Consider the following 24,136-nt stretch of genomic DNA (forward strand, 5'->3'; position numbering starts at 1 on the left):
AACCTAGCCAAGCCCGCGCGCCGTTGAAAGCCCGATGCATCTTTCGCAGGCATTTGAAACTGTCTCGGCCTTTGCCGAAGAATTTCCGCTTGCCAGACCGCTGCGAGGCCTGCTTATCATCGAAGGATAACAGGGAAAAGGGGCGCGTGGGTCACTTTACGCCGCATCGGGTGACCCCGCAGATCGCTCCAAACGGGGAGAAGGCGGCGGACTGAATACATGACCGAGATCGCGTTTCTGCTCAACGGAACGCCGGTCCGCATGTCGGGCGAAAGTCCGACGCGGACCCTTCTCGACTGGCTGCGCGAAAGCCGCGGGCTTACCGGCACGAAGGAAGGTTGCAACGAGGGCGACTGCGGCGCCTGCACCGTCATGGTGACCGATGCCGAAGGCAGCCGGGCGCTCAATGCCTGCATCCTGTTCCTGCCACAGCTTGCCGGAAAGGCCGTGCGCACGATCGAGGGGATCGCGGGCCCCGCGGGGCAGCTTCACCCCGTGCAACAGGCGATGGTCGACCTGCACGGGTCGCAATGCGGCTTCTGCACGCCGGGCTTCGTCGTCTCGATGGCGACGGCCCATCTGAACGGCGCGACCGATCACGCCGACCACCTGGCCGGGAACCTCTGCCGCTGCACCGGCTACGCACCGATCCTGCGCGCCGCGAAGGCGGCCGAGTCCGCACCCGTGCCGGACTGGATGACCGCCGACCGTGACGCGCTGACCCGGACTGATTTCAACCTGACCGAAATACCCCCGGGGGGGTCCGGGGGGGCAGGCAGCCCCCCCGGCGCCTTCCGCCCTGCGACCTCGGACGCGCTGGCCGACTGGTATCTGGCCAACCCCGACGCGACGCTGGTCGCGGGTGCAACCGATGTGGGCCTCTGGGTGACGAAACAGCTGCGCGACCTCGGGCGGGTGGCCTTCCTGAACGGGATCGCGGACCTTCAGCGGATCGAACGGCAGGGCGACAGCATCCGCATCGGCGCGGGCGTGACCATCGCGCGACTGCGCACCGCGATCGGCGCCGACTTCCCGTCGCTTGACGAAATGCTGCGCCGCTATGCCAGCGAACAGGTGCGCAACGCCGCGACCATCGGCGGCAACATCGCCAACGGCTCGCCCATCGGCGATGGACCGCCCCCGCTGATCGCGATGGGCGCGCGGCTGCACCTGCGGCGCGGGCCGGACCGGCGCGAGATCGCGCTCGAGGATTTCTTCCTCGACTACCGCAAGCAGGACCGCCAGCCCGGCGAATTCGTCGAGGCGGTGACGATCCCGGCCCGCGCGCCCGCGCTGCGGGTCTACAAGCTGTCGAAACGTTTCGATCAGGATATCTCGGCCGTCTGCGGCGCGTTCAACGTGACGGTGGAAGGCGGCAGGGTGGCAGCGGCGCGCATCGCCTTCGGCGGCATGGCGGGCACACCGAAACGCGCCCTGACGGTCGAGGCGGCGCTGCTGGATCAGCCCTGGACCGAAGCCACCGTTCAGGCCGCCGCCGCGGCGATGGACCGGGATTTCACGCCCATGACCGACATGCGCGCCTCGGCCGCCTACCGGCTGGAAGCCGCGCGCAACATGCTGGTCCGCTACTGGCACGATCTGGCGGGCGATCCCGTCTCGGTGCTGGAGGTCGCGCCATGACCATCGGCAAACCCCTGCCCCATGACGCGGCGCCCCTGCATGTGACGGGTGCTGCGCGCTATACAGACGATCTGCCCGCCCCCGGCCATGCGGTGCATCTGGCCTTCGGCCTGTCGACCGTCGCCCATGCGCGCATCACCGGGATCGACCTTTCGGCGGTCCGGGCGGCGCCGGGCGTTCTGGCCGTGCTGACCGCGGCGGATTTCGACGAGGTGCCCGATTGCAGCCCCTCGATCGGGGACGAGCCTTTGCTGGCCACCGGAACGGTGCATTACGTGGGCCAGCCCGTCTTTCTGGTCATCGCCGAAAGCCATCTGGCCGCCCGTCGCGCGGCACGTCTGGGCCGGATCGATCATCAGGAACTGCCCGCGACCCTGACCGTCGAACAGGCGATGGCGGCGGGCAGCCGGTTCGAGGGCGGCCCGGTGATCTGGTCGCGCGGGGATGCGGCAGGTGCCATCGCCGCCGCCCCGCACCGGATCGAGGGCGAGATCGAGGTCGGCGGCCAGGAACATTTCTACCTTGAAGGCCAGGTCGCGATGGCGGTTCCGGGCGAGGGCGGCGACATGCATGTGCTGTGTTCCACCCAGCACCCGACCGAGATCCAGCACAAGGTGGCCCATGCGCTGCACCGGCCGATGAGCATGGTCCGGGTCGAGGTCCGGCGGATGGGCGGCGGCTTCGGCGGCAAGGAAAGCCAGGGCAACGCGCTGGCCATCGCCTGCGCCGTGGCCGCCGACCGCACCGGGCGCCCCGCCCGCATGCGCTATGACCGCGACGATGACATGATGATCACCGGCAAGCGGCATGACCTGAAGATCCGCTACAGGGCGGGCTTTGACGACCGGGGACGGATCGCGGGGGTGGAATTCGACCATCTGTTCCGCTGCGGCTGGTCGATGGACCTGTCGCTGCCGGTCGCCGATCGGGCAATGCTGCATGCCGACAACGCCTATCACCTGCCCGCGGTCAGAATCGAAAGCCACCGCCTGAGGACCAACACGCAAAGCGCCACCGCCTTCCGCGGCTTCGGCGGCCCGCAGGGCGTGATCGGGATCGAACGGGTGATGGACCACATCGCCCATGCCCTGAAGGCCGATCCGCTGGCCGTGCGCCGGGCGAACTACTATGCCGAGGCCGAGGGCCATGCCCCCGGCACAGGGCACCGGTTCGCTGGACCACATTCGCCGGGGGGGCCGTCCGCCCCCCCCGTCCCTCCCCCGGTCCCTCCCCTGGCCCCCCCCGAGGATATTTCGGCCAGAATGAAGGGCGGGATCGTCCTGGACAGCACCCATTACGGGATGACGGTCGAAGACTGCGTCCTGCGCGCGATGACGGACCGTCTGACGGAGAGCGCGGATTATGCCGCGCGGCGCGCGGCGGTGGATGCCTGGAATGCCGCGAACCCGATCCTCAAGAAGGGGCTGGCGCTGACGCCGGTGAAATTCGGGATCAGCTTCACCCTGACCCACCTCAATCAGGCGGGCGCCCTGGTGCATGTCTATCAGGACGGCTCCATCCACCTCAATCACGGCGGCACGGAAATGGGACAGGGGCTGTTCCAGAAGGTGGCGCAGGTGGCGGCGGATGTGTTCGGGGTGACAACCGATCAGGTCCGGATCACCGCGACCGATACGCAGAAGGTACCCAATACATCGGCCACGGCGGCCTCTTCCGGGTCGGACTTGAACGGGATGGCGACGCGGGCGGCCTGCCTGACGCTGCGCGACCGGATCGCGGACCACCTGGCGGAACGCCATCAGGCGCGGGCCGAAGACGTGCGTTTTGCCGACGGCCGGGTGATGGTGGGCGGCGCCGCGATGAGCTTTGCCGAGGCCGCCGCCAGCGCCTATCAGGCGCGGGTGTCCCTTTCGGCGACCGGGTTCTATGCCACGCCGAAGCTGGAATGGGACCGCAAGGCAGGGCGCGGGCGTCCGTTCCTTTACTTCGCCTATGGCGTGGCCGCGACCGAGGTGGTGATCGACACGCTGACGGGCGAGAACCGCATCCTGCGCGCCGACATCCTGCATGACACGGGCGCGAGCCTCAACCCGGCGCTGGACCTGGGCCAGGTCGAAGGCGCCTATGTGCAGGGTGCGGGCTGGCTGACGACCGAGGAACTGGTCTGGGACGGCAAGGGCCGCCTGGCGACCCACGCGCCCTCGACCTACAAGATCCCGACCGCCTCGGACGCGCCGCCGGTGTTCAACGTCGCGCTCTGGGGCCGGCCGAACCGCGAAGACACGATCGGCCGGTCGAAGGCGGTAGGCGAACCCCCGTTCATGCTGGGGATCTCGGCCTTCATGGCGCTGTCGGATGCGGTGGCGGCCTGCGGCGACGGAACGGTCTATCCCGACCTTCAGGCCCCCGCGACCGCAGAACGCGTGCTTGCCGCGATCAACCGGGTGCGCGGCCATGTTTGACCGGGCAGAGGCTGCGGCGGCGCTTGCCGCCCATGGCGCTGTCGCGCGCGTGGTGATCGCCGAGGTCGCCGGATCGGCCCCGCGCGAAGCGGGCGCCTCGATGCTGGTGTGGCGGGACGGCCAGTCGGGCACGATCGGCGGCGGCGCGCTGGAATGGGAGGCCGCGCGCCATGCCCGTGACCTGCTGGCGGCAGGGGGCGGGCCGATGATCGTGCGCATTCCGCTGGGCCCGGCCCTGGGGCAATGCTGCGGCGGCGCGGTGACGCTGGTGACCGAGGTCATGCAGGCGGCGTCCCTGCCCGAGGCAGAGGCACCGGCCTTTGCCCGCCCGCTGGTCGGATCGGCCATGCCGCTTATCGTCAAGCGGCTTCTGGACCGTGCACGCGGCCAGGGCATCGCCCCCGCCGTGACGCTGGTGCAGGGCTGGCTGGTGGAACCGACGGTGCGCCCGCGTGCGCCGGTCTGGATCTGGGGCGCAGGTCATGTCGGGCGGGCACTGGCGGGCGTTCTGGCCCCCCTGCCCGATCTGGCCGTGACCTGGGTCGATACCGCGCCCGAACGGTTTCCCCCTTCTGTTCCGCCGGGCGTGACCGCCCTGCCCGTGCCAGACCCGGCGCGCGCGATGGCGCTGGCCCCGGTCGGAGCGCACCATCTGATCCTGACCTATTCCCATGCGCTGGACCTTGACCTGTGCCATGCGGCGCTGGCGCGCGGCTTTGCCAGCGCGGGCCTGATCGGATCGGCGACGAAATGGGCACGCTTCCGGACGCGGCTCGGGCAATTGGGCCATCCGCAGGCAGAGATCGCCCGGATCGCCTGCCCGATGGGCGATCCGAGTCTGGGCAAGCATCCGCAGGCGATTGCCCTTGGCGTGGCCGCCGCGCTGCTGCAAAAGATCGCCGCGACGACGCCTTCCGCGGTTTCCCCGCCCGCAATACCCCGACAGGAGCAGGCAAGATGACCATCGCAGACCGCCCCGAACTGCTGTCGGTGCAGGGCATCACCAAGGCCTATCCGGGCGTGGTGGCCAATTCGGACGTCTCTTTCACCATCCGCGAGGGCGAGGTGCATGCGCTTCTGGGCGAGAACGGCGCGGGCAAGTCCACCCTGGTCAAGATGATCTTCGGCCTCGTCAAGCCCGACGCGGGGCAGATGCGCCTGCGCGGGGCGGATTACGCGCCGCAGAAGCCGGGGCAGGCACGGGCCGCAGGCGTGGCGATGGTGTTCCAGCACTTCAGCCTTTTCGAGGCTCTGAACGTGGCCGAGAACGTGGCGCTCGGCATGGAGAACCCGCCCCCGATGCGCGAGCTTGCCGCCCGCATCCGCGCGGTCAGCGAGGAATACGGCCTGCCGCTGGATCCGGGCCGCATGGTGGGCGACCTGTCGGCGGGCGAACGCCAGCGGGTCGAGATCATCCGTTGCCTGTTGCAGGACCCGAAGCTTCTGATCATGGACGAACCGACCAGCGTGCTGACGCCGCAAGAGGTGGAAATCCTTTTCAAGACGCTCAGGCAGCTGTCTGCCGAGGGCACGGCGATCCTTTATATCAGCCACAAGCTGGAAGAGATCCGAAACCTCTGCGACGCGGCGACGATCCTGCGCCGGGGCAAGGTGGTGGGCACGGCGGACCCCAAGGCCACGACGGCGCGCGAACTGGCGGAACTGATGGTCGGCACAACGCTCACACCGCCCGAACGCCGCCGGGCGGACCGGGGCGAGGTGGTGCTGGGCGTGTCCGACCTGACGCTCGCCTCGCCCATCCCCTTCGGCACGGAACTGAAGAACGTGAGCTTCACCGTGGCGAAGGGCGAGATCCTGGGCATCGCAGGGGTTGCGGGCAACGGGCAGGACGAACTGCTGCTGGCACTGTCCGGAGAGTTGCGCGCCCCGGCCGACCGGGTGCGGATCAACGGCCAGCCGGTCGGCGATCTGGGCCCCGAGGCGCGGCGACGCGCGGGTCTGGTGGCCGCGCCCGAGGAACGCCTTGGACATGCCGCCGTCCCGGACATGAGCCTTGTGGAAAACGCGCTTCTGTCGGGGGCCGTGCGCAAGGGGCTGACGCAGCGGGGGTTCATCGACTGGGCCGGGGCCGAAGCCTTTGCCGCACAGATCGTGAAGGATTTCGACGTGCGCACGCCGGGCACCCATGTCGCCGCCCGCGCGCTGTCGGGCGGCAACCTGCAAAAGTTCGTGGTGGGTCGCGAACTGTCGCAGGACCCGTCGGTCATCGTCATCAACCAGCCGACCTGGGGCGTCGATGCCGCGGCGGCGGCGGCGATCCGGCAGGCGATCCTTGACCGGGCGGCTGCGGGTGCCGCCGTCGTGGTGATCAGTCAGGACCTGGATGAACTGCTTGAGATTTCGGATAATTTCGCCGCGCTGAACGAGGGGCGGCTGTCGCGACCGCGCCCTGTCGAGGGGCTGACCATCGACCAGATCGGCCTGATGATGGGCGGCGCGCATGGCATGGAGGTGGCACATCATGGGGCATGACAGAAAAGGGGGCTGTCTGCCCCCTCGCCGCCTGCGGCGGCTCACCCCCGAGGGTATTTTCTGCCAGGTTGAAGGCGGGAAGGAAGGGACTGGCGATGCTGAGGCTTGAAAAACGCCCCTCGCCCAGCCGGGCCTGGACGATCGCGACCCCGGTCGTCGCGGTGATCCTGACGATGGTCGCGGGCGGGATCATGTTCGCCATGTTGGGCAAGGACCCGGTCGAGGCCATCCGCACCATCTTCTGGGACCCGCTGTTCAACGCGCAGTTCGCCGCCTATTCCCGGCCGCAGCTTCTGGTGAAGGCGGGGCCGCTGATCCTGATCGCGCTGGGCCTGTCGCTGGGATTCCGGGCAGGGATCTGGAACATCGGCGCGGAAGGCCAGTACATCATGGGGGCGATCTTCGGCGCGGCGGCGGGGCTGGCCGTCTATCCGGTGGAAAGCCGCCTGATCTTTCCGGTCATGATCATTGCGGGCGGCCTTGGCGGGTTCCTCTGGGCGATGATCCCGGCGATCCTGAAGACGCATTTCCGCACCAACGAAATCCTCGTCTCGCTGCTTCTGGTCTATGTGGCGCAGAACATCCTGTCGTCGATGGCACTGGGCGCGCTGCGCAACCCCGAGGGTGGCGGGTTTCCCGGCAGCCGCAACCTGAGCCAGATCCCGGCGATGGCCAACACCGAACTGGTCGCTGGCACCGGCATGCACTGGGGCGTCGTGGTGGCCTTTGTCGCGGTGATCGCGGCCTATATTCTGCTGCAACGCCACATCCTGGGCTTCCAGATCAAGCTGGCGGGGCAGGCGCCGCGCGCGGCGCGCTTCGCCGGCGTCAGTCCGAACCGGCTGGTGATCCTCTGCATGGGCATCTCGGGCGCGCTGGCGGGGCTTGCCGGGTTCTTCGAGGTGTCCGGCCCCGCAGGCCAGATCAGCATCGACTTCGCCACCGGCTACGGGTTCACGGCGATCATCGTGGCCTTCCTCGGGCGGCTCAATCCTCTGGGGATCCTGCTGGCGGGGCTTCTGATGGCGCTGACCTATATCGGGGGGGAACTGGCGCAGTTCATGCTGGGCCTGCCCTCGGCCGCGATCCAGGCCTTCCAGGGGATGCTGCTGTTCTTCCTGCTGGCCGTCGACCTTCTGTCCAACTATCGCATCCGCCTTGCCCGGAAGGAGATCGCCTGATGGATTTTTTCGGCATCACCCCGTCGGTCCTGATCGCCTCGCTGATCGTGGCCTCGGTCCCGATCCTGATGGCCGCGATCGGCGAACTTGTGGTCGAACGCGCGGGCGTTCTGAACCTGGGCGTCGAGGGGATGATGATCATGGGGGCGATCTGCGGCTTCATCACCGCGGTCGAGACCGGAAGCCCCGTGCTGGGGTTCCTCGGCGGGGCGGCAGGCGGGGCGGCGCTGTCGCTGATCTTCGGGTTCCTGACGCAGTACCTGCTGGCCAACCAGGTGGCGACGGGGCTGGCGCTGACGCTGTTCGGGCTGGGCCTGTCCAGCCTGATCGGCCAGAGCTATGTGGGCATCAAGCCGCCGCCCACCCAGCCCGTTCCGCTTGGCCCGCTGGCGGACATTCCCTTCATCGGGCGCGTGGTGTTTTCGCATGACTGGATGGTCTATGCCTCTCTGGCGGCCGTGGCCGGGGTCTGGGCCTTTCTCAGGTATTCCCGCGCGGGCCTGATCCTGCGGGCCGTCGGCGAAAGCCACGATGCCGCCCATGCGCTTGGCTACAAGGTGGTGCGGATCCGGCTGCTGGCGATCGTCTTCGGGGGGGCGCTGGCGGGTCTGGGCGGCGCCTATGTCAGCCTCGTGCGGGTGCCGCAATGGACAGACGGCATCACCGCGGGCGCGGGCTGGATCGCGCTGGCCATTGTCGTCTTCGCCAGCTGGCGGCCCTGGCGCGTTCTGCTGGGTGCCTGGCTTTTCGGCGGGATCAGTGTGTTGCAGCTGAACCTTCAGGCAGCGGGCGCGCGAATCCCGGTCGAGTACTTGTCGATGTCGCCCTATCTGATAACCATCCTTGTGCTGGTCATCATGTCCTCTGGCCGGGGACGTGCGGCGCTGAACGCGCCTGCGGCACTTGGCCAGAACTTCCATGCCTCGCGCTGACGCTGTCGCAGGGGCCAATCACCAACCGGGCCTGCGGGCCCACCCAAGGGGAGATGTGAAATGAAACGCAGAACGCTTCTGGCGACCGCCGCGCTGGGTCTGGGCCTGGCCTTCGGTGGCGCGGCCCAGGCGCAGGGGATGGACAAGGCCAAGGCCTGCTTCGTCTATGTCGGTCCGATCGGCGACCTCGGCTGGTCCTACCAGCACCATCAGGGCGCGCTGGCCGTCAAGGAAGCCTATGGCGACAAGGTCGAGATCGCCTGGCAGGAAAGCGTGCCCGAAGGCGCCGATGCCGAACGCGTGCTGACCCAGATGGCGCTGTCGGGCTGCAACATCATCTTCACCACCTCCTTTGGCTACATGGACGCCACCAACGCCGTGGCCGCCAAGTTCCCGGACGTGAAGTTCGAACACGCCACCGGCTACAAGCGCGAGCATCCGAATGTCGCGATCTACAACGCGCGCTTCTACGAAGGCCGGGCGATCCAGGGCCATATCGCGGGCAAGATGACCAAGTCGAACAAGATCGGCTACATCGGGTCCTTCCCGATCCCCGAGGTGATCATGGGCATCAACGCCTATTACCTGCACGCCAAGAAGGTGAACCCGAATGTCGAGTTGACGGTGGTCTGGGCCTATACCTGGTTCGATCCGGCGAAAGAGGCCGACGCCGCCAAGGCGATGATCGAGCAGGGCGTGGACGTGATCGCCTCGCACACCGATTCGACCGCCCCGCTGGCCGAGGCCGCCAAGACGAACGGAGCGGTGATCGGCTTCGGCCAGGCCTCGGACATGGCCGACTACAAGCCGAGCCCGCGCGTCTCGTCGATCATCGACAACTGGGCGCCCTACTATGTGAAGCGCGTGGGCCAGGTTCTGGACGGCACCTGGGAGTCGACCGACACCTGGGCCGGGATCAACGAGGGTGAGGTGGAGATCGGCGAGATCACCGAGGCCGTGCCGGCCGACGTGAAGGCCGAGGCCGAGGCGATGCGCGACGCGATCGCGGCGGGCACCTACCACCCGTTCACCGGCCCGATCAACAAGCAGGACGGTTCGGCCTGGCTGGCCGATGGCGTGACCGCACCCGACGGCGACCTTCTGGGCATGACCTTCTACGTCGAAGGAATCACCGCCGAAATCCCGCAGTGAGCGGGCGCTGACGGATCCGGAAAGGCCCGCCCCCGTGGCGGGCCTTTTCCATTGGCGGCGGCGGGGGGCTGTCTGCCCCCCGCACCCCCCGAGGGTATTTGGATCAGGTTGAACGGCAGGTTCGCCTTGGCCCCCTTTTCCTTTCGCCGCCTGCATGCCAGTTTGGCCGCCATGGAACAGGATTTTCTGATCATCGGCGGCGGGATCGCCGGGCTTTCGGCGGGGGCAGAGCTTGCCGCGCTCGGGCGGGTGCTGGTTCTGGAGGCCGAGGCGCATGTCGCCCATCATGCCTCGGGTCGGTCGGCGGCGCTTTATGAGCCGCGCTACGGCTTGCCCCCGGTGGTCGAGCTGTCGCTGGCCTCGGAGCCCGCCTTTCGCGCCGACCCCATGCTTCTGTCGGATCGCGGGCTGCTTATCCTGGCACAGGCAGGCCAGCGCGCGGCCTTCGAAAAGGACCTTGCCGGGTTCCAGTTGCAGGAAATCACGCCCGCCGAGGCAAAGGCGCGGGTGCCGATCGTGAACATGGCGACGACGGCCTATGCCGGTGTGGCCGATCATGCCTGGGACATCGACACCGATTACCTGCTGCAAGCGCATGTGAAGCGGATCAGGGCGAAGGGCGGACGGGTTGAAACCGGCGCCCGCGTCACCGCCGTCGCGCGCGAGGGCGCGGGCTGGCGCGTGACGACCGCGACGGGGCAGGCGCACAGCGCGCGGATGATCGTGAATGCGGGCGGCGCCTGGGCCGACACGGTGGCCGGAATGGCCGGGGTGAAGCCCATCGGCCTGCAACCGAACCGCCGGTCCATGGCGCGCATCCCCGCGCCGGGCGGGCTGGATGTGTCGCGCTGGCCGATGATGTTCGGATCGGGCGAATCCTGGTACGCCAAGCCCGATGCCGGGGCGTTGATCGTATCGCCCGCCGAGGAACATCCGATGGACCCGCATGACGCCTGGGCCGATGACATGGTGCTGGCCGAAGGACTGGCGCGCTATGAGGAAATGGTGACCGAACCCGTCACCCGGATGATCGCCAACTGGGCGGGCCTGCGCACCTTTTCCCCCGACCGGGTGCTGGTGATCGGCCCCGACCCGCGCGAGCCGTCCTTCTTCTGGGTCGCGGGACAGGGCGGCTATGGGTTCCAGACCTCGCCCGCCGCATCGCGGCTTGTGGCCGACAGGATCGCGGGGCGCACGCCCGACCTGCCGCCCGCACTGGTCGCGGCGCTTGATCCGGCGCGCTTCGGATGAGCCTGCGCCTGCCCGACAGCGGCGCGGGGACAACGCCCGACGGCCGCCGACACGCCCCTTCGGCCGAACGGAACGCCGCGCCGATCCTGTCTGTTCTGCGCGATGTGTTGCCGCCCGGGGGCCGTCTTCTGGAACTCGCCTCAGGGACAGGGCAGCATGCGGCGCGGTTTGCGGCGGACCTTGCGGGCTGGCACTGGCACCCCACCGATGTGAACCCGGAGAACTTCGGCTCCATCGCCGCATGGGCCGCGACGTCGCCGGGCCGGATCGCGGCCCCCGTGGCGCTCGATGCCGGGCAACCGGGCTGGGCCGCCGGCTGGCAAGGCCTGGACGCCGCGCTTGTGGTGAACCTTCTGCACCTGATCCCCGAGACAGCGGCGATCAACGTGCTTGACGGCATGGCGGCCGCCGTCCGGACGGGGGGCATCGTCCTGATCTATGGCCCCTTCCTGCGCGACGGCCGGCCGACATCCGAAGGCGACGCCGCCTTCGATGCCTCGCTGCGCGCGCAGGACCCTGCCATCGGCTACAAGGACATCGCCCGCGTCACCGCGCATCTGGCCGCGCGGGGGCTGGATGTGCAACTGCGCGAGATGCCTGCGAACAACCTGATGATCGTCGCATTCAAACTTTGACATACGTCAAGGCTCCTGCCGTTCTGGCGTGGCATCCCCGCACGGTGACCGCAAACAGGAGCGAGCGATGAGCTACAAGGGCAAGATCGACGAGATGCGCAACGAATTGCGCGTCATGTACAAGGCCATTCCCGAGGCGACGGCCGGTTTCGGCGTGCTGTCGAAGGCCGTGAAGGAAAACGGCCCGCTGGACGTGAAGCAAAAGGAATTCATCGCCCTTGGCATGGCGCTTGTGCTGCGCTGCGAGCCCTGCATCAACTTCCATGTCGAGGCCCTGATGAAGGCCGGAGGCACGCGCGAGGAACTGGGCGACGTGCTGGCGATGGCGATCCAGATGGGCGGCGGCCCCGGCGTTATGTATGCAGGCCACGCACTGGCCTGCTGGGATGAGCTGGCTGCCGCGAAGGCGTAAGGGGCAAGGTGCATCGGGGATCTGCAGCAATTCCCCGCCCACGCCGGTTTTCCCCGGTGACGCGGCGGCGGCAATTGGGCAGACTGTCCGGCACATGCCTTTGTGCCGGATTGATCCATGCCCCGTGTTTTTCGTTTCCTGACGGTTTCCGCCCTGCTTGCCGCGACAATTGCGCTTTCCGCCTGTGGCGGGGGCAAGCAGGCCCGGCATGGGCCGCGGGCCGTGGCGGCAATCCCCGCCGAACAGGTGATCGCGCCGAACTTCGGCGATACCGACCCCCACCCGGAAGTCGCCGTGGCCAAACGCCGCTATCCCGTCCACGGGATCGACCTGGCGCGGTTCCAGACCTCGGTCGACTGGGCGACGGCGCGCGCCAACGGGGTGAACTTTGCCTTCATCAAGGCGACCGAGGGCGGCGACCTGGTGGACCCGCTGTTCCATGAACACTGGCGCGGCGCGGCCCGCGCCGGAGTGCGCCGCGGGGCCTATCATTTCTATTACCACTGCCGCGCACCCGAGGAGCAGGCGCGCTGGTTCTTCCGCCATGTGCCGCGCCACAAAGGTGATCTGCCGCCCGTGCTTGACATGGAATGGACGCCCTTCTCGCCCACCTGCACGATCCGCCGCCCGGCCGAGGTGATCCGCCGCGATGCGCGCACGATCATCGAGATGATGACCCGCCACTACGGCACCGCGCCGATCCTTTACACCACCGTCGATTTCTTCGAGGAGAACGAGATGTGGCGCCTTTCGGGCGTCGATTTCTGGCTGCGGTCGGTGGCGGCCCACCCGTCGGATCGCTACCCCGGCCAGCACTGGGCGTTCTGGCAATACACTTCAACCGGCGTCGTGCCGGGGATCGCGGGGGATGTGGACATCAACGCCTTTGCCGGCTCGCGCGAGGCCTGGGCGACATGGCTGGCCGCGCGGGCGCAGTAGCGCGGGCGCGGCCAGGCGGTCAGGCCGCCATGTGCAGGTCGCGCGTGGCCTCCCAGGTCAGGCCGGGGCGATAGCGCGCGGCGATCCGGCCTTCTTCCAGCGCGAAAAGGTGTAACCAGCCGTTGTCGAACAGGGCGCGCAGGCCCTGATGGCGCGCGATGACGGCAAGGATTGCGTCGCGCGGGGCCTCGATCATCACCGAAAGCCGCAGCGGTTCATGCACCAGGTCTTCTCCGTCATGGACGGTCTGCCACGGCAGGCCGGGGCGCAGCATGCCGCCGTTGCCCTGCACCACGCCGATGCCACCCACGACATTGTGGATCAGCTTGTTCCCGCCGCCGAAGGCCACGGGCGCGACGGCGGACCCGTAGTATTGCAGGCTGATCCAGCTGGCTACGACGACCGGTGCGGTCAGGATCAGCTCTAGCGTGGCGAAACCCTCGTCGGCCCTCCAGTCATAGCTGTGCAGGAAAGCGCGCCCTTCAAGGTCGGCGGACCTGGTCACGGCACGGGGCGCTGCGATGAAGGCCGCGCATCCGGCAAGGCCCCATTCCGGGCGAACCTCGGCCCAATTCAGCGCGCGCGCGGCGATCGTCGTCTCGGTCGCGCCGGGAAGGCGGGCGGCCCGTTCGGCCCGCGCGATCCTGCCTGCACGCGCCAGCCAGTCCTTCGCCGCGCGGATGTCGGCGGCATGATCGGGGGCGGGGTCATCCTCGAACAGGGTCAGCGCATCGGTCGTGGTGTCGTGAAGGCCGGCCAGGAACCGGGTATCGGCCGGAATCGTGATACCCTGCGCGGACAGACCGGCGCGGGTTTCCGGATCATTCAGAAGCCGCGCCAGCAGGCGCGCCGAAACCTCGCCCGTCTGGCCACCGCAGGCACCGCAGTGATAGGCGCTTTCATGCGGGTTGTTGGTGACATGGCCGCCATGCCCGACCAGCAGCACAAGGCGCGCGTGGCCGGTCGTCATGCTCATCGCCTTCAGGACAGCCGCCGCCGTGGCAGCCTTGGCCTCGGGCGTCAGGCCGTGATCCGGCACGGGGGCCGGATCATGCGCGGGCGCGCCATGCTTCAGGCCCAGGCTGTCGCGCACGAGTTTGGCCGCGTAACCGGGGCCCGCCGCCTCGACAAAGGCGAAGGAGGACACCGCCGCCTGCCGGAACCGTCCCCAGGCGCGCGAGGCCCGTGCACCGATCCGCGCGGCGATTTCCGCATCGGGCGCCGCGTGGCTGTGCGTGTGAAGGGCGGGCTTCAGCAGAACCGGCAGATGCGCCGCGACCTCGTCCGTGCCATGCGCGCGATGCGCCACGGGAAGGCCGAAAAAGCCGGCAAAGCCGATCGTCGCGATGCGGGGATCGACCGTTTCAAGCGCCCGGCGGAACACTTCCGACCGCACGTCGATGCAGAACGCCGCCTGCAGCGCCGGGCGTCCGGCCTCGGGCGAAGGCCCCGTCAGCCGCGCAGCGATGCGGCGCTGATGCGCGCGTTCCGCCGCATCCTGAAGGATCGCGTCGATCACCAGATCCGGCGTTGGCGTCACCGGCGCGGCATGGGCCGCAACGGTTGCAGCCCAGTCGTCGGAAACGGCCGGAACGTGACCGGCCAGGGCCTCTTCCCAGATCAGGCGGATCGCCAGCAGGTCGGTAAGCGTCTGGTCGCTGCGCCCGTCCAGCTCGGCCTGCCACAGCAGCCAGCGGGCGTGCTGTGCCCAGCCACCCAGATCCATCAGCAGCCGGTGAAACGCCGTTTCCGCCGCGTCTTCGGTGATGCCCAGCCGTTCGCACGCCCTGAGGATTGCCCGTTCCGCCGTATCGGGCGCATCGGCCACCCAGGCACAGAACCCCGAAAGCCCCGCGATTTCCGGCGTCAGGTCGTGGATTGCCCAGTCGCGCCACGCGGCAAAGGTCCCGCGTCCCGGCGCGGGTGACCAGAGCGCCTGCCCACTGTCGAAATGCCCCGCCGCCCACAGCCCGAACGAGCGACCGATCACAGCCGGCCAGTCGGTGCCCGAGACACGGGCCGCCAGATCGGCCACGGTGGGCAGCGCCACCGGTTCCGGCCCCTCCTCGGCCATCTTCGCGCGCAACAGCACCAGATCGACCGGTTTCAGGGGCGATCTGCTGGCGACCAGGGCGGCGGCCAGATCGTCATCGGAGATCCGGCCTGCCCGCAGCTCGGCGGCATGCCGGGCGCGCGGCGGCATCAGACTGACGCCCGCAACCCGGCCCAGTCGGGCCGCGGCGGTCGCCAGATCCTCGCCGGTCTGGCCAAGGAAGGGGTTGACCGCCACCGTGGCCGACAGGGGAAATGCCGGGGGAATGGCGCGGGCGGCGGTTTCGGCGGCCTTCAGAAGGTCCGACACGCGGGCGGGTGCGATCTGCGCATGCTTGAGGAACATCGGGCGTCTCCGGGAAAGGGTGAGGTCGGGAAGCGATGGGGCTGGTCAGGAACGCGCCGTTGTCCGGAACCCGCCGATCAGGCGATCCAGCACGGCATTGAGGTAAAGACCGTTGGCAAGATGCACACGCAGGCCCGCCGCCGCCGGATGATGTGCCCAGAGCGGGAACAGCGCCTGCGCCACCGCGACCAGCGCGAAGGACAGCAGCGCCACGACGATCAGCGCCCATTCCAGCGCACCGGGGGCAGGCGGTTCGGGCAGGTGCGGACCCCAGAGCAGCGCCGCCACGACGTGGAAGCCGAAGTAGGCCAGCGCCGCGAAGGCCGAAGCCGTCATCGTCCGCCGCGTCAGGTCGCGCGGCGCGGCATCGGCCAGGCCCTGCGCCACCAGATAGGCCACGCCGAAGATCAGGATGGCCCCAAGCGCCACCGCCTGCGCCGATTTCGGCCCTGCGATCAGGCCAAAGCCCGCAGCGACCACCAGATAAAGGGCCAAAGCCAGAACGAAGGCCCGTGCCACCGCGCCAAGGCCGGGCACGGCGACCGGTCCGGGCCTGCGGATCGCGGCCACCGCCTGCACCGCCCCGCCCGATCCCAGGAAGGCATGCGCCTTGTACATGGAATGGGCGATGATGTGCAGAAGCGCCAGCGCCCAGAGGCCAAGCCCGCATTGCAGCAGCATGAACCCCATCTGCGCCACCGTCGACCAGGCCAGCGCCGTCTTGACCGCGCTTTGCGTCAGCATCACGACCGCCCCGAACAGCGCGGTGAACCCGCCAAGCATCACCAGCGCCGCCATCGCGCCCGCGCTTTCCTGCATGAGGCCCGCGAGGCGGATCATCAGGAAGCCGCCTGCGTTGATGATGCCCGCATGCAGCAGCGCCGAAACCGGGGTCGGTGCCTCCATCACCTCGGTCAGCCATCCGTGCAGAGGAAAGGCGGCTGTCTTGAGCATCGCGACCAGGACCAGAAGCGCCACCGCGATCTGCGCGGGCAAGGGCAGCCCGCCACCGGCCAGTTCGGTGATGCGGGCCACGTCGGTCGTGCTGAAGGCCAGCCACAACAGCCCCGCGGCAAGGACCAGAAGGACATCGCCCGCACCCCAGACCAGCGCGAATTTCGCGGCGGCCCGCTGCGCCTCGGCCCGGTCGGCATAGAACAGCAAGAGCCGGCGCAGCCCCGCTCCGACCGCGACAAAGCCCGCGATCAGAACCGCAAGGCTGCCCGACTGCACCAGCACCAGCACGGCGGCAAGCGTACCCAGCATCAGGCCGTGAAATGCGCCCTCGCGCGCCTCGCCGTCCAGATAGCTGCGCGAATAGCGCATGACCACCCAGCCGACGAAGGCCACCAGCAGCGCCATCGTGGCGCTGAGCGCATCCAGCCGCAGCGCAAGCCGCGCGATCCCGTCGCCAAGCGCAAGCGTCACCGGCCCCTGCATCACCAGCCGGACCAGTCCGGCCACCGCCATGAAAAGCGCCAGAAGGGCCGCGGCCTCGGCCAGGCGTGGCAACAGGCCGGGGCGGCGCCCCGGACGGATCAGCGCCAGAAGCGCCACGGCAATGGGGGCAAGCGGGGCAAGGAAACCAGGGGGAAGCAAGGCATCCATCTGTCGGATCTCCGGTTGGGCGAAGGTTGTGCGGCGAAATCCGCGCAAGTCAGCACCTAGCGCTTGCAAAAGTTTTATAAAATTACATATTTTATACCAAATCATTCTGTCTGATAGAACAATGCCGCAACTGAACCTGCACCATCTGCGGCTGTTCCGCGCCGTGGCCACCGATGGCACCCTGACCGGCGCGGCGCGGGCGCTGAACCTGTCGCAATCGGCGCTGTCCACGCAGATCCGGGCGCTTGAGGCGACGCTTGGCCATGACCTGTTCGAACGGCGCGGGCGGGGGCTTGTGCTGACCGAGGCCGGGCGGATCGCGCTGGACCATGCCGAGGCGATCTTCCGCACCGCCGAAGACCTGACCGCCACGCTGCGCGAAACCGGCGGGGCGCGGCGGATGCTGCGGGTGGGTGCGCTGGCGACGCTGTCACGCAACTTCCAGATGCAGTTCGTCCGCCCGCTGATCGGGCGCCCCGATGTCGAGGTCGTGCTGCGGTCGGGCTCGCAGGAAGAGTTGCTGAGGGCGCTGGATGCGCTGGCGCTGGACGTGGTGCTGACGAACCTTGCGCCCACACGGGATGCGACAAGCCCCTGGCTTGTGCATCGGCTGGATGAACAGCCGGTCAGCCTGATCGGCACACCTGCCCGTGCGGGCAAGGCGGCACGCGCGCCAGAGGCCGTTCTGGCAAGGGAACCGCTGGTCCTGCCCACGGTGGGCACGGCGCTGCGGTCGGCCTTCGATGCGATGGCGGCGCGCATGGGCATTGTCCCCGCGATCGCGGCCGAAGCAGATGACATGGCGATGCTGCGCCTTCTGGCGCGCGAGGGCGCGGGGCTTGCGGTCATCCCGCCGATCGTGGTGCGCGACGAACTGGCCAGCGGCGCGCTGACCGAGGCGGCGCGCCTGCCCGGCATTTCCGAGGTCTTCCTGGCCGTCACGCGGGAACGCCGCTTTCCCAACCGGCTGTTGTCGGGGCTTCTGGCCATGCCCGCGGCGCCACATCAGGTATGAAGGCGCCACCCGGCAGCCCGCCTCAGAAACCGACCCGCAACAGAAACCGGCCCGGAAATGCAGAACGGGGGCCGGTCGGGCCCCGTTCCGGCATCATCTGCGATCAGGATCAGCCGTCGATGCGGATGCGTTCGTTCTTCGGGTCAAACGGGCTGTCCTCGACCACGACGGCATCCCATTCCTTCAGCTGGATCTTGACCTTGAGCTTCGTGCCCACCTCGGCCAGGTCGGGGCGGACATAGCCCATGCCGATCTGCTTGCCGAAGGCCACCGAATACCCGCCCGAGGTCAGACGACCGACCTTGGCGCCATCCAGCAGGATCGCCTCCTTGCCCCAGGGATCGGTATCGTCCGGCCCGTCGATCAGAAGGGTCACGCATTTCGACCGGATGCCGGTATCCAGCATGGCCTGCTTGCCGCGGAACTCTTTCGACAGGTCGACGAAGCGATCCAGCGCCGCCTCCAGCGGGGTGGCATCGCGGCCCAGTTCGTTGCCGAAGGCGCGATAGGATTTTTCCTGCCGCAGCCAGTTCTGCGCGCGTGCACCCACCGGCTTCAGCCCGTGCTTTTCGCCCGCCTTCATCAACAGATCCCAAAGGTAGCGGCCGAATTCGACGGGATAGTGCAGTTCCCAGCCCAGTTCGCCCGTATAGGCCACACGCACCGCGCGCACCGGGCACATGCCCAGTTCGATGTCGCGATAGCTGAGCCAGGGGAAGCGCTTGTTCGACAGGACGGTGTCGGGGTCGCGGTCCTTGACGATCTCCTTCAGGATGGCCCGCGCATTCGGACCCGCCAGCGCGAAGACACCCCATTGCGTGGTGATGTCGTGAATGTCGATATGGCCACCACCCTGCGCCATGAAGTCTTCGGCCGACTTGATCAGGAAATCGGCGTCATAGGCCGTCCAGGCCCCGGCCGAGATCAGATAGTATTCGTCCTGCTTCAGACGCACGATGGTATATTCTGTCCGCGTGGTGCCGGCATCGGTCAGCGCATATGTCAGGTTGATCCGGCCCACATTCGGCAGCTTGTTGCAGGTGAACCAGTCAAGAAACGCCGTCGCGCCCGCGCCGCGCACCAGATGCTTGGTGAAGGCCGAGGCGTCGATGATCCCGCAGGTCGACCGGATCGCCTTTGCCTCTTCCACGGCATAGGGCCACCAGGCGCCGCGACGGAACGACCGGCTGTTGTGGTCGAAATCGGCGGGGGCATCCACGGGGCCATAGTAATTGGGCCGTTCCCAGCCGTTCACCTGCCCCATCTGCGCGCCAAGCGCGATCTGCCGGTCATAGGCGGGCGCGGTACGCAGCGGGCGGCAGGCTTCGCGCTCCTCGTCCGGGTGGTGCAGGATGAAGACGTGTTCGTAGCATTCCTCGTTCTTGCGCGCAGCATATTCGGTGGTCATCCAGTTGCCGTAACGCTTGGGGTCGAGGCTGGCCATGTCGATTTCGGCCTCTCCGGCGGTCATCATCTGCGCAAGGTAATAGCCTGTGCCGCCCGCCGCGGTGATGCCAAAGCTGAAGCCCTCGGCGATCCACATGTTGCGCAGGCCGGGAACCGGACCGACCAGCGGGTTGCCATCGGGGGTATAGCAGATCGGGCCGTTGAAATCGTCCTTCAGGCCCACCGTTTCCGAGGTCGGGATGCGGTGGATCATCGACATGTATTCCGCCTCGATCCGTTCCAGATCCAGCGGGAACAGGTCGGCCCGGAAGGATTCCGGCACGTCATAAAGGAACCGGGCCGGCGCGTTGCGTTCATAGGGGCCAAGGATCCAGCCGCCGCGTTCCTCGCGGACATACCATTTCGCATCGGCGTCGCGCAGAACCGGGTGTTCGGGGTTCCCGGCCTTGCGCCATGCGACCAGCGCGGGGTCGGGTTCGGTAACGATATACTGATGCTCCACCGGGATCGCGGGGATCTTGACGCCAAGAAGCCGCGCGGTGCGCTGTGCGTGATTGCCCGTGGCGGTCACGACATGTTCGGCGTGAATCTCGAACTTTTCCTCGCCCGCGACAAGGTTGCCGCCCTGTTCCACCATCCGCGTGACCGAGACGATCCATTCCGACCCGGTCCAGCGATAGCCGTCGACCTGGATCTTGCGTTCGATATGGGCGCCGTGCTGGCGTGCGCCCTTGGCCATCGCCTGCGTCACGTCGGCGGGGTTGATATAGCCGTCCTGCGGGTGGAAAAGCGCGCCCTTCAGATCCTCGGTGCGCACCAGCGGCCAGCGGTCCTTGATCTGCGCGGGGGTCAGGAATTCGTGATAGACCCCGGCGGTTTCCGCGACCGAGGAATAAAGCATGTATTCATCCATCCGGTCCTGGGTCTGCGCCATGCGCAGGTTGCCACAGACCGAAAAGCCCGCGTTCAGGCCGGTTTCGGCCTCGAGCCCCTTGTAGAAATCGACCGAATACTTGTGGATGTGGGTCGTGGCGTAGGACATGTTGAACAAGGGCAGAAGGCCCGCCGCGTGCCAGGTCGACCCCGATGTCAGTTCGTCCCGTTCGACAAGCATCGTGTCCCAGCCTGCCTTGGCCAGGTGATAGGCGATCCCGGTGCCGACGGCACCACCGCCGACGACAAGGGCTTTGACATGCGTTTTCATGCGGGCGACTCCTCAGGGGAAATTTTGCCCATCAATGCCAGAGGCCACGGCGAACGGGCAAGTCAGCCCGACCTGTTGCAGCAGAAAACGACATTCCTTCCCCATGCGCGACATGGTCGCGGCGCCGGGCCATAGGACGGGCCAGAGGACGGGCCAGAGGACGGGGCGGAAGACGGGGCGGAAGACGGGGGATCCGGCGGGGCATACGGCGGGGTGGGCAACGGGGCAAGGCCCGGCCCCACGGCCCTTGCCCGCCTAGCGCCCGCGCCCCAGCGAGGCCGAGGCGGCAAAGGCCAGCGCCGCCGCCGCCACGATCGAAGGGCCCGCCGGCGTATCGAGCCTGAGCGACGCCAGAAGCCCCAGTGCCACAGACGCCGCGCCGATGACCGAGGCGATCACCGCCATTCCTTCGGGGCTGCGGGCCAGCGAGCGCGCGGTTGCCGCCGGAATGATCAGCATCGCCGCGATCAGCAGGGCGCCCACGATCTTCAGCGCGACCGCGACCGCCACCGCCAGCGCCAGCGTCAGGATCAGCCGTTCGCGATCCGGGTTCAGCCCCGAAGCCGCCGCCAGATCCTCGGACAGGGTTGCCGTCAGCAGCGCCGACCAACGCCAGACAAGCAGCCCCAGCACCACGGCGGCCCCGGCCCAGATGAACAGAAGGTCCGCCCGGCTGACCGCAAGGATGTCGCCGAACAGATAGGCCGTCAGGTCCACCCGCGCGTCGGGCACGAAGCTGACCGCGACAAGCCCGAAGGCCAGCGCGGAATGGGCCAGAACCCCAAGCGTGGTGTCCAGCGCCCAGCCCCGCGCGGCCAGCGTGGCGACCGTCACCGCCATCACCAGCGCCACCGCCATCGTGCCAAGGCCGACCGGCAGGTCGCTGGCCAGCGCCAGCGCCACACCCAGAATCGCCGCATGGGCAGTCGCATCGCCGAAATAGGCCATCCGCCGCCAGACGACAAAAGACCCCAGTGGCCCCGCCGCCACCGCCAGCCCGATCCCGGCCAGCCCCGCACGGACCAGGAAATCGTCAAGCATGGTCATGCTCGTGCCGGTGGGAAGGTTCGGGGTGATGATGGGGATGGGCGTGATCGTGGCCATGCCCGTGGTCATGGTCGTGATCGTGGTCATGCACATGCTGGTAAAGGGCCAGCGCGCCCTGCGTGCCCAGACCGAACAGCGCCCGGTATTCGGGCGCGTTGGACACGACGCGCGGCGTGCCCTCGCAGCAGACATGGCCGTTCAGGCAGATCACCCGGTCGCTTGCCGACATCACCACATGCAGGTCGTGGCTGACCATCAGCACCCCCGCGCCGGTGTCGCGGCGCACCTCCTCGATCAGGCGGTAGAAGGCCGCTTCGCCCGGCTGGTCAAGGCCCTGCGTCGGCTCGTCAAGGATCAGGACCTGCGGCCGCTGCAACAGCGCACGGGCCAGAAGCACCCGCTGGAACTGGCCACCCGAAAGGCCTGCCATCGGCCTGTCGGCCACCTCGGGAACGCCGACGCGGGCCAGCGCGGCATCGGTTTCGGCCCGCCCGTGCCGGTCAGGGAGCGACAGGAACCGCCGCGCCGTCAGGGGCATCGTCCGGTCGACATGCAGTTTCTGCGGCACATAACCAAGCCGCAGGCCTTCGGCCCGCGTCACCCGCCCATGCGCCACCGGGACCATTCCCAGAAGCGCGCGCAAGAGGGTGGACTTGCCCGATCCGTTTGGCCCGAGGATGGTGACGATCTCGCCCGCGTCCAGATGGATCGACACATCGTGCAGCACCTCGGCCCCGCCCAGCCGGACGCAGATGTTTTCAGCCGCGATCAGGCTCATGCCGCGGCCTCCTTGCAGGCGGGGCAAAGGCCCAGGGCCTCGACATTCGCGCGTTCGACGGAAAACCCGATGGCGGCGGCGGCCGCGTCAAGGGCTGCGCGCACCGGGGCGGCCTGCGCCTCGGCCACGGCGTTGCAGCCGCGGCAGATCAGGAAGACGGGGGCGTGATCCTCGCCCGGATGCATGCAGGCCGCAAAGGCGTTCAGTCGCCGGATGCGGTGTGCAAGGCCTTGTTCCACAAGAAATTCCAGCGCCCTGTAGGCGACCGGCGGCTGATTGCCGAATCCGTCAGCGGCCAGGCGTTGCAGCACGTCATAGGCGCCCATCGCCCGATGCGATTCCAGCAGGATCTCCAGCGCGCGGCGGCGCACCGGGGTCAGCCGCACGCCGTTTTCCTCGGCGATCGCATCGGCCCGCGCCAGCACATCCTGCGCGCAATGGGCATGATCATGGCGCGAAAAGGCCAGATCGGGGGACGAACAGCCGGGGCAGTCGTGATCATGGGCATGGTTCGACACGGGAATCCCCTTGACCTGTTATGATATAACATACATATGACGGCACGATCCTGACGGAAGGCCCAGACCATGCGTTATATCATATCACTTTTTCTTGCCAGTACCGCCCTTCCCGCGATGGCCGATGCGCCGCGTGTCGTGACGGATATTCCCCCTGTCCAGTCGCTGGTGGCGCAGGTCATGGGGGATTTGGGCGAGCCTGCCGTCCTGCTGGAAAAGGGCGCCAACGCCCATTCCTTCCAGATGCGCCCGAGCCAGGCCGCCGAACTGGCCGAAGCCGATCTGGTGGTGTGGATCGGGCCGCAGTTGACGCCCTGGCTGGACCGTGCGCTGCAGGGTCTGGGCGAAGGCGCAGAGCGTCTGACCCTTCTGGACGCACCCGGCACCTACCGGCAGGACTTTGCCGACCATGACGCCAAGGCGGAGGACGGCGGCCACGATCATGACCACGACCACGACCATGAGGCCGAGACGGAAGCTGCCGGCCATTCCGACGGGGGCCATTTCGACGAGGGCCATGAGGACGGGGGCCACGAGGACGAGGGCCACGAGGACGGGGGCCACGAGGACCACGCCCATTCCGGGCTTGACCCGCACGCCTGGCTTGATCCCGCGAACGGGCGTGTCTGGCTGGACGTGATCGCCGCCGAACTGGGCCGGATCGACCCCGACAACGCCGCAGCCTATCAGGCCAATGCCGAAGCCGCGCGGGCGCGAATCACGGCGCTGGACGGCGAGTTGTCGGCCATTCTGGGTCCGGTGCGCGATCGTCCGTTCATGGTGGAACATGACGCCTACGGCTACTTCGCCGGGCATTACGGGCTGTCGGTGAAAGGTTCCGTCCGGCTTGGCGATGCGACAGAGCCGGGCGCGGCCCACCTGGCCGATCTGCGGAGCGGGCTTGAGGGCGTGGTCTGCGTCTTCCCCGAAGCCGGCCACGATCCGAAATCCACCGCCCTGCTGATCGAGGGCACGGATGTGCGCCTTGGCAGCGCGCTGGACCCAGAAGGCTCGATGATCGACCCCGGCCCGGACGCCTATGAAACCCTTCTGCGCGCCCTCGCCGGAACGCTGACCGATTGCCTGGCGCCCTGACGGCTTG

19 protein-coding genes are annotated in these 24,136 nt (G+C 68.2%); 13 read left to right on the top strand and 6 right to left on the bottom strand.

Annotated elements, in window-relative coordinates; translation table 11 throughout:
• The first annotated feature begins 219 nt into the window (after positions 1-219).
• The 11 genes from xdhA (at position 220) to E7811_RS09035 (ending at position 13,059) form a co-directional block, all read left to right on the top strand.
• Positions 220-1,641, top strand: a complete 1,422-nt coding sequence (xdhA, locus tag E7811_RS08985) for a xanthine dehydrogenase small subunit (RefSeq protein WP_136394313.1) — start codon at positions 220-222, stop codon at positions 1,639-1,641.
• Positions 1,638-4,064, top strand: a complete 2,427-nt coding sequence (gene xdhB / locus E7811_RS08990; RefSeq protein ID WP_136394314.1) for a xanthine dehydrogenase molybdopterin binding subunit — start codon at positions 1,638-1,640, stop codon at positions 4,062-4,064. Before xdhA ends, xdhB begins: the two co-directional genes overlap by 4 nt.
• Positions 4,057-5,025: a xanthine dehydrogenase accessory protein XdhC gene (xdhC, locus tag E7811_RS08995; RefSeq protein WP_136394315.1), complete on the top strand. Its 969-nt coding sequence runs from the start codon at positions 4,057-4,059 to the stop codon at positions 5,023-5,025. The genes xdhB and xdhC overlap by 8 nt, the downstream gene beginning before the upstream one ends.
• Positions 5,022-6,557, top strand: coding sequence for an ABC transporter ATP-binding protein (locus tag E7811_RS09000; RefSeq protein WP_136394316.1), 1,536 nt, complete (start codon positions 5,022-5,024; stop codon positions 6,555-6,557). The genes xdhC and E7811_RS09000 overlap by 4 nt, the downstream gene beginning before the upstream one ends.
• Before the next feature lie 95 nt (positions 6,558-6,652).
• Positions 6,653-7,738 carry an ABC transporter permease gene (locus E7811_RS09005; RefSeq protein WP_136394317.1) on the top strand — a complete coding sequence of 362 codons (1,086 nt, stop codon included), beginning with the start codon at positions 6,653-6,655 and terminating at the stop codon, positions 7,736-7,738.
• Positions 7,738-8,670 carry an ABC transporter permease gene (locus E7811_RS09010; protein ID WP_136394318.1) on the top strand — a complete coding sequence of 311 codons (933 nt, stop codon included), beginning with the start codon at positions 7,738-7,740 and terminating at the stop codon, positions 8,668-8,670. Before E7811_RS09005 ends, E7811_RS09010 begins: the two co-directional genes overlap by 1 nt.
• 60 nt (positions 8,671-8,730) lie before the next feature.
• Positions 8,731-9,822: a BMP family ABC transporter substrate-binding protein gene (locus E7811_RS09015; RefSeq protein WP_136394319.1), complete on the top strand. Its 1,092-nt coding sequence runs from the start codon at positions 8,731-8,733 to the stop codon at positions 9,820-9,822.
• Positions 9,823-9,993: 171 nt separating this feature from the next.
• Entirely contained in the window at positions 9,994-11,073 is a 1,080-nt protein-coding gene (locus tag E7811_RS09020) for an NAD(P)/FAD-dependent oxidoreductase (protein ID WP_136394320.1), read from the top strand.
• Complete coding sequence (locus E7811_RS09025; protein WP_136394321.1) at positions 11,070-11,708, top strand: DUF938 domain-containing protein; 639 nt, start codon at positions 11,070-11,072, stop codon at positions 11,706-11,708. Before E7811_RS09020 ends, E7811_RS09025 begins: the two co-directional genes overlap by 4 nt.
• Positions 11,709-11,775: 67 nt before the next feature.
• Complete coding sequence (locus E7811_RS09030; protein WP_136394322.1) at positions 11,776-12,120, top strand: carboxymuconolactone decarboxylase family protein; 345 nt, start codon at positions 11,776-11,778, stop codon at positions 12,118-12,120.
• Between the two features lie 117 nt (positions 12,121-12,237).
• Entirely contained in the window at positions 12,238-13,059 is an 822-nt protein-coding gene (locus tag E7811_RS09035; protein WP_136394323.1) for a glycoside hydrolase family 25 protein, read from the top strand.
• Positions 13,060-13,078: 19 nt separating this feature from the next.
• Here E7811_RS09035 and E7811_RS09040 read toward each other — a convergent pair whose 3' ends face one another.
• Together E7811_RS09040 and E7811_RS09045 are read right to left on the bottom strand one after the other, a co-directional pair.
• A complete protein-coding gene (locus E7811_RS09040; protein ID WP_136394324.1) occupies positions 13,079-15,457 on the bottom strand; it encodes a YbcC family protein in 2,379 nt (792 codons plus the stop codon).
• A 45-nt stretch (positions 15,458-15,502) separates the two neighbouring features.
• Complete coding sequence (locus E7811_RS09045; protein ID WP_136394325.1) at positions 15,503-17,065, bottom strand: proton-conducting transporter transmembrane domain-containing protein; 1,563 nt, start codon at positions 17,063-17,065, stop codon at positions 15,503-15,505.
• A gap of 121 nt (positions 17,066-17,186) precedes the next feature.
• Between E7811_RS09045 and E7811_RS09050 the strand changes: the two genes are divergently transcribed.
• A complete protein-coding gene (locus E7811_RS09050; protein ID WP_136394326.1) occupies positions 17,187-18,080 on the top strand; it encodes a LysR family transcriptional regulator in 894 nt (297 codons plus the stop codon).
• Between the two features lie 109 nt (positions 18,081-18,189).
• Here E7811_RS09050 and E7811_RS09055 read toward each other — a convergent pair whose 3' ends face one another.
• The 4 genes from E7811_RS09055 to E7811_RS09070 all read right to left on the bottom strand — a co-directional run bounded on the left by E7811_RS09055 (position 18,190) and on the right by E7811_RS09070 (position 23,034).
• Positions 18,190-20,691, bottom strand: a complete 2,502-nt coding sequence (locus tag E7811_RS09055; protein ID WP_136394327.1) for a GcvT family protein — start codon at positions 20,689-20,691, stop codon at positions 18,190-18,192.
• A gap of 255 nt (positions 20,692-20,946) precedes the next feature.
• Positions 20,947-21,732 (bottom strand): metal ABC transporter permease, encoded by a 786-nt coding sequence (locus E7811_RS09060; RefSeq protein ID WP_136394714.1) that lies wholly within the window; start codon positions 21,730-21,732, stop codon positions 20,947-20,949.
• The gene (locus E7811_RS09065; protein WP_136394328.1) at positions 21,725-22,516 is read right to left on the bottom strand and encodes a metal ABC transporter ATP-binding protein; all 792 of its coding nucleotides are present in this window, start codon (positions 22,514-22,516) and stop codon (positions 21,725-21,727) included. The genes E7811_RS09060 and E7811_RS09065 overlap by 8 nt, the downstream gene beginning before the upstream one ends.
• Positions 22,513-23,034, bottom strand: a complete 522-nt coding sequence (locus E7811_RS09070; protein WP_394345610.1) for a Fur family transcriptional regulator — start codon at positions 23,032-23,034, stop codon at positions 22,513-22,515. The genes E7811_RS09065 and E7811_RS09070 overlap by 4 nt, the downstream gene beginning before the upstream one ends.
• A gap of 69 nt (positions 23,035-23,103) precedes the next feature.
• On the opposite strand from E7811_RS09070, the gene E7811_RS09075 reads away from it, so the two are divergent.
• Positions 23,104-24,129, top strand: a complete 1,026-nt coding sequence (locus E7811_RS09075; RefSeq protein WP_136394329.1) for a zinc ABC transporter substrate-binding protein — start codon at positions 23,104-23,106, stop codon at positions 24,127-24,129.
• The last annotated feature ends 7 nt before the right edge of the window (positions 24,130-24,136 follow it).

The sequence above is a fragment of the Aliigemmobacter aestuarii genome (assembly GCF_004799285.1).
In the GTDB taxonomy this organism is placed as follows: Bacteria; Pseudomonadota; Alphaproteobacteria; order Rhodobacterales; family Rhodobacteraceae; genus Aliigemmobacter; species Aliigemmobacter aestuarii.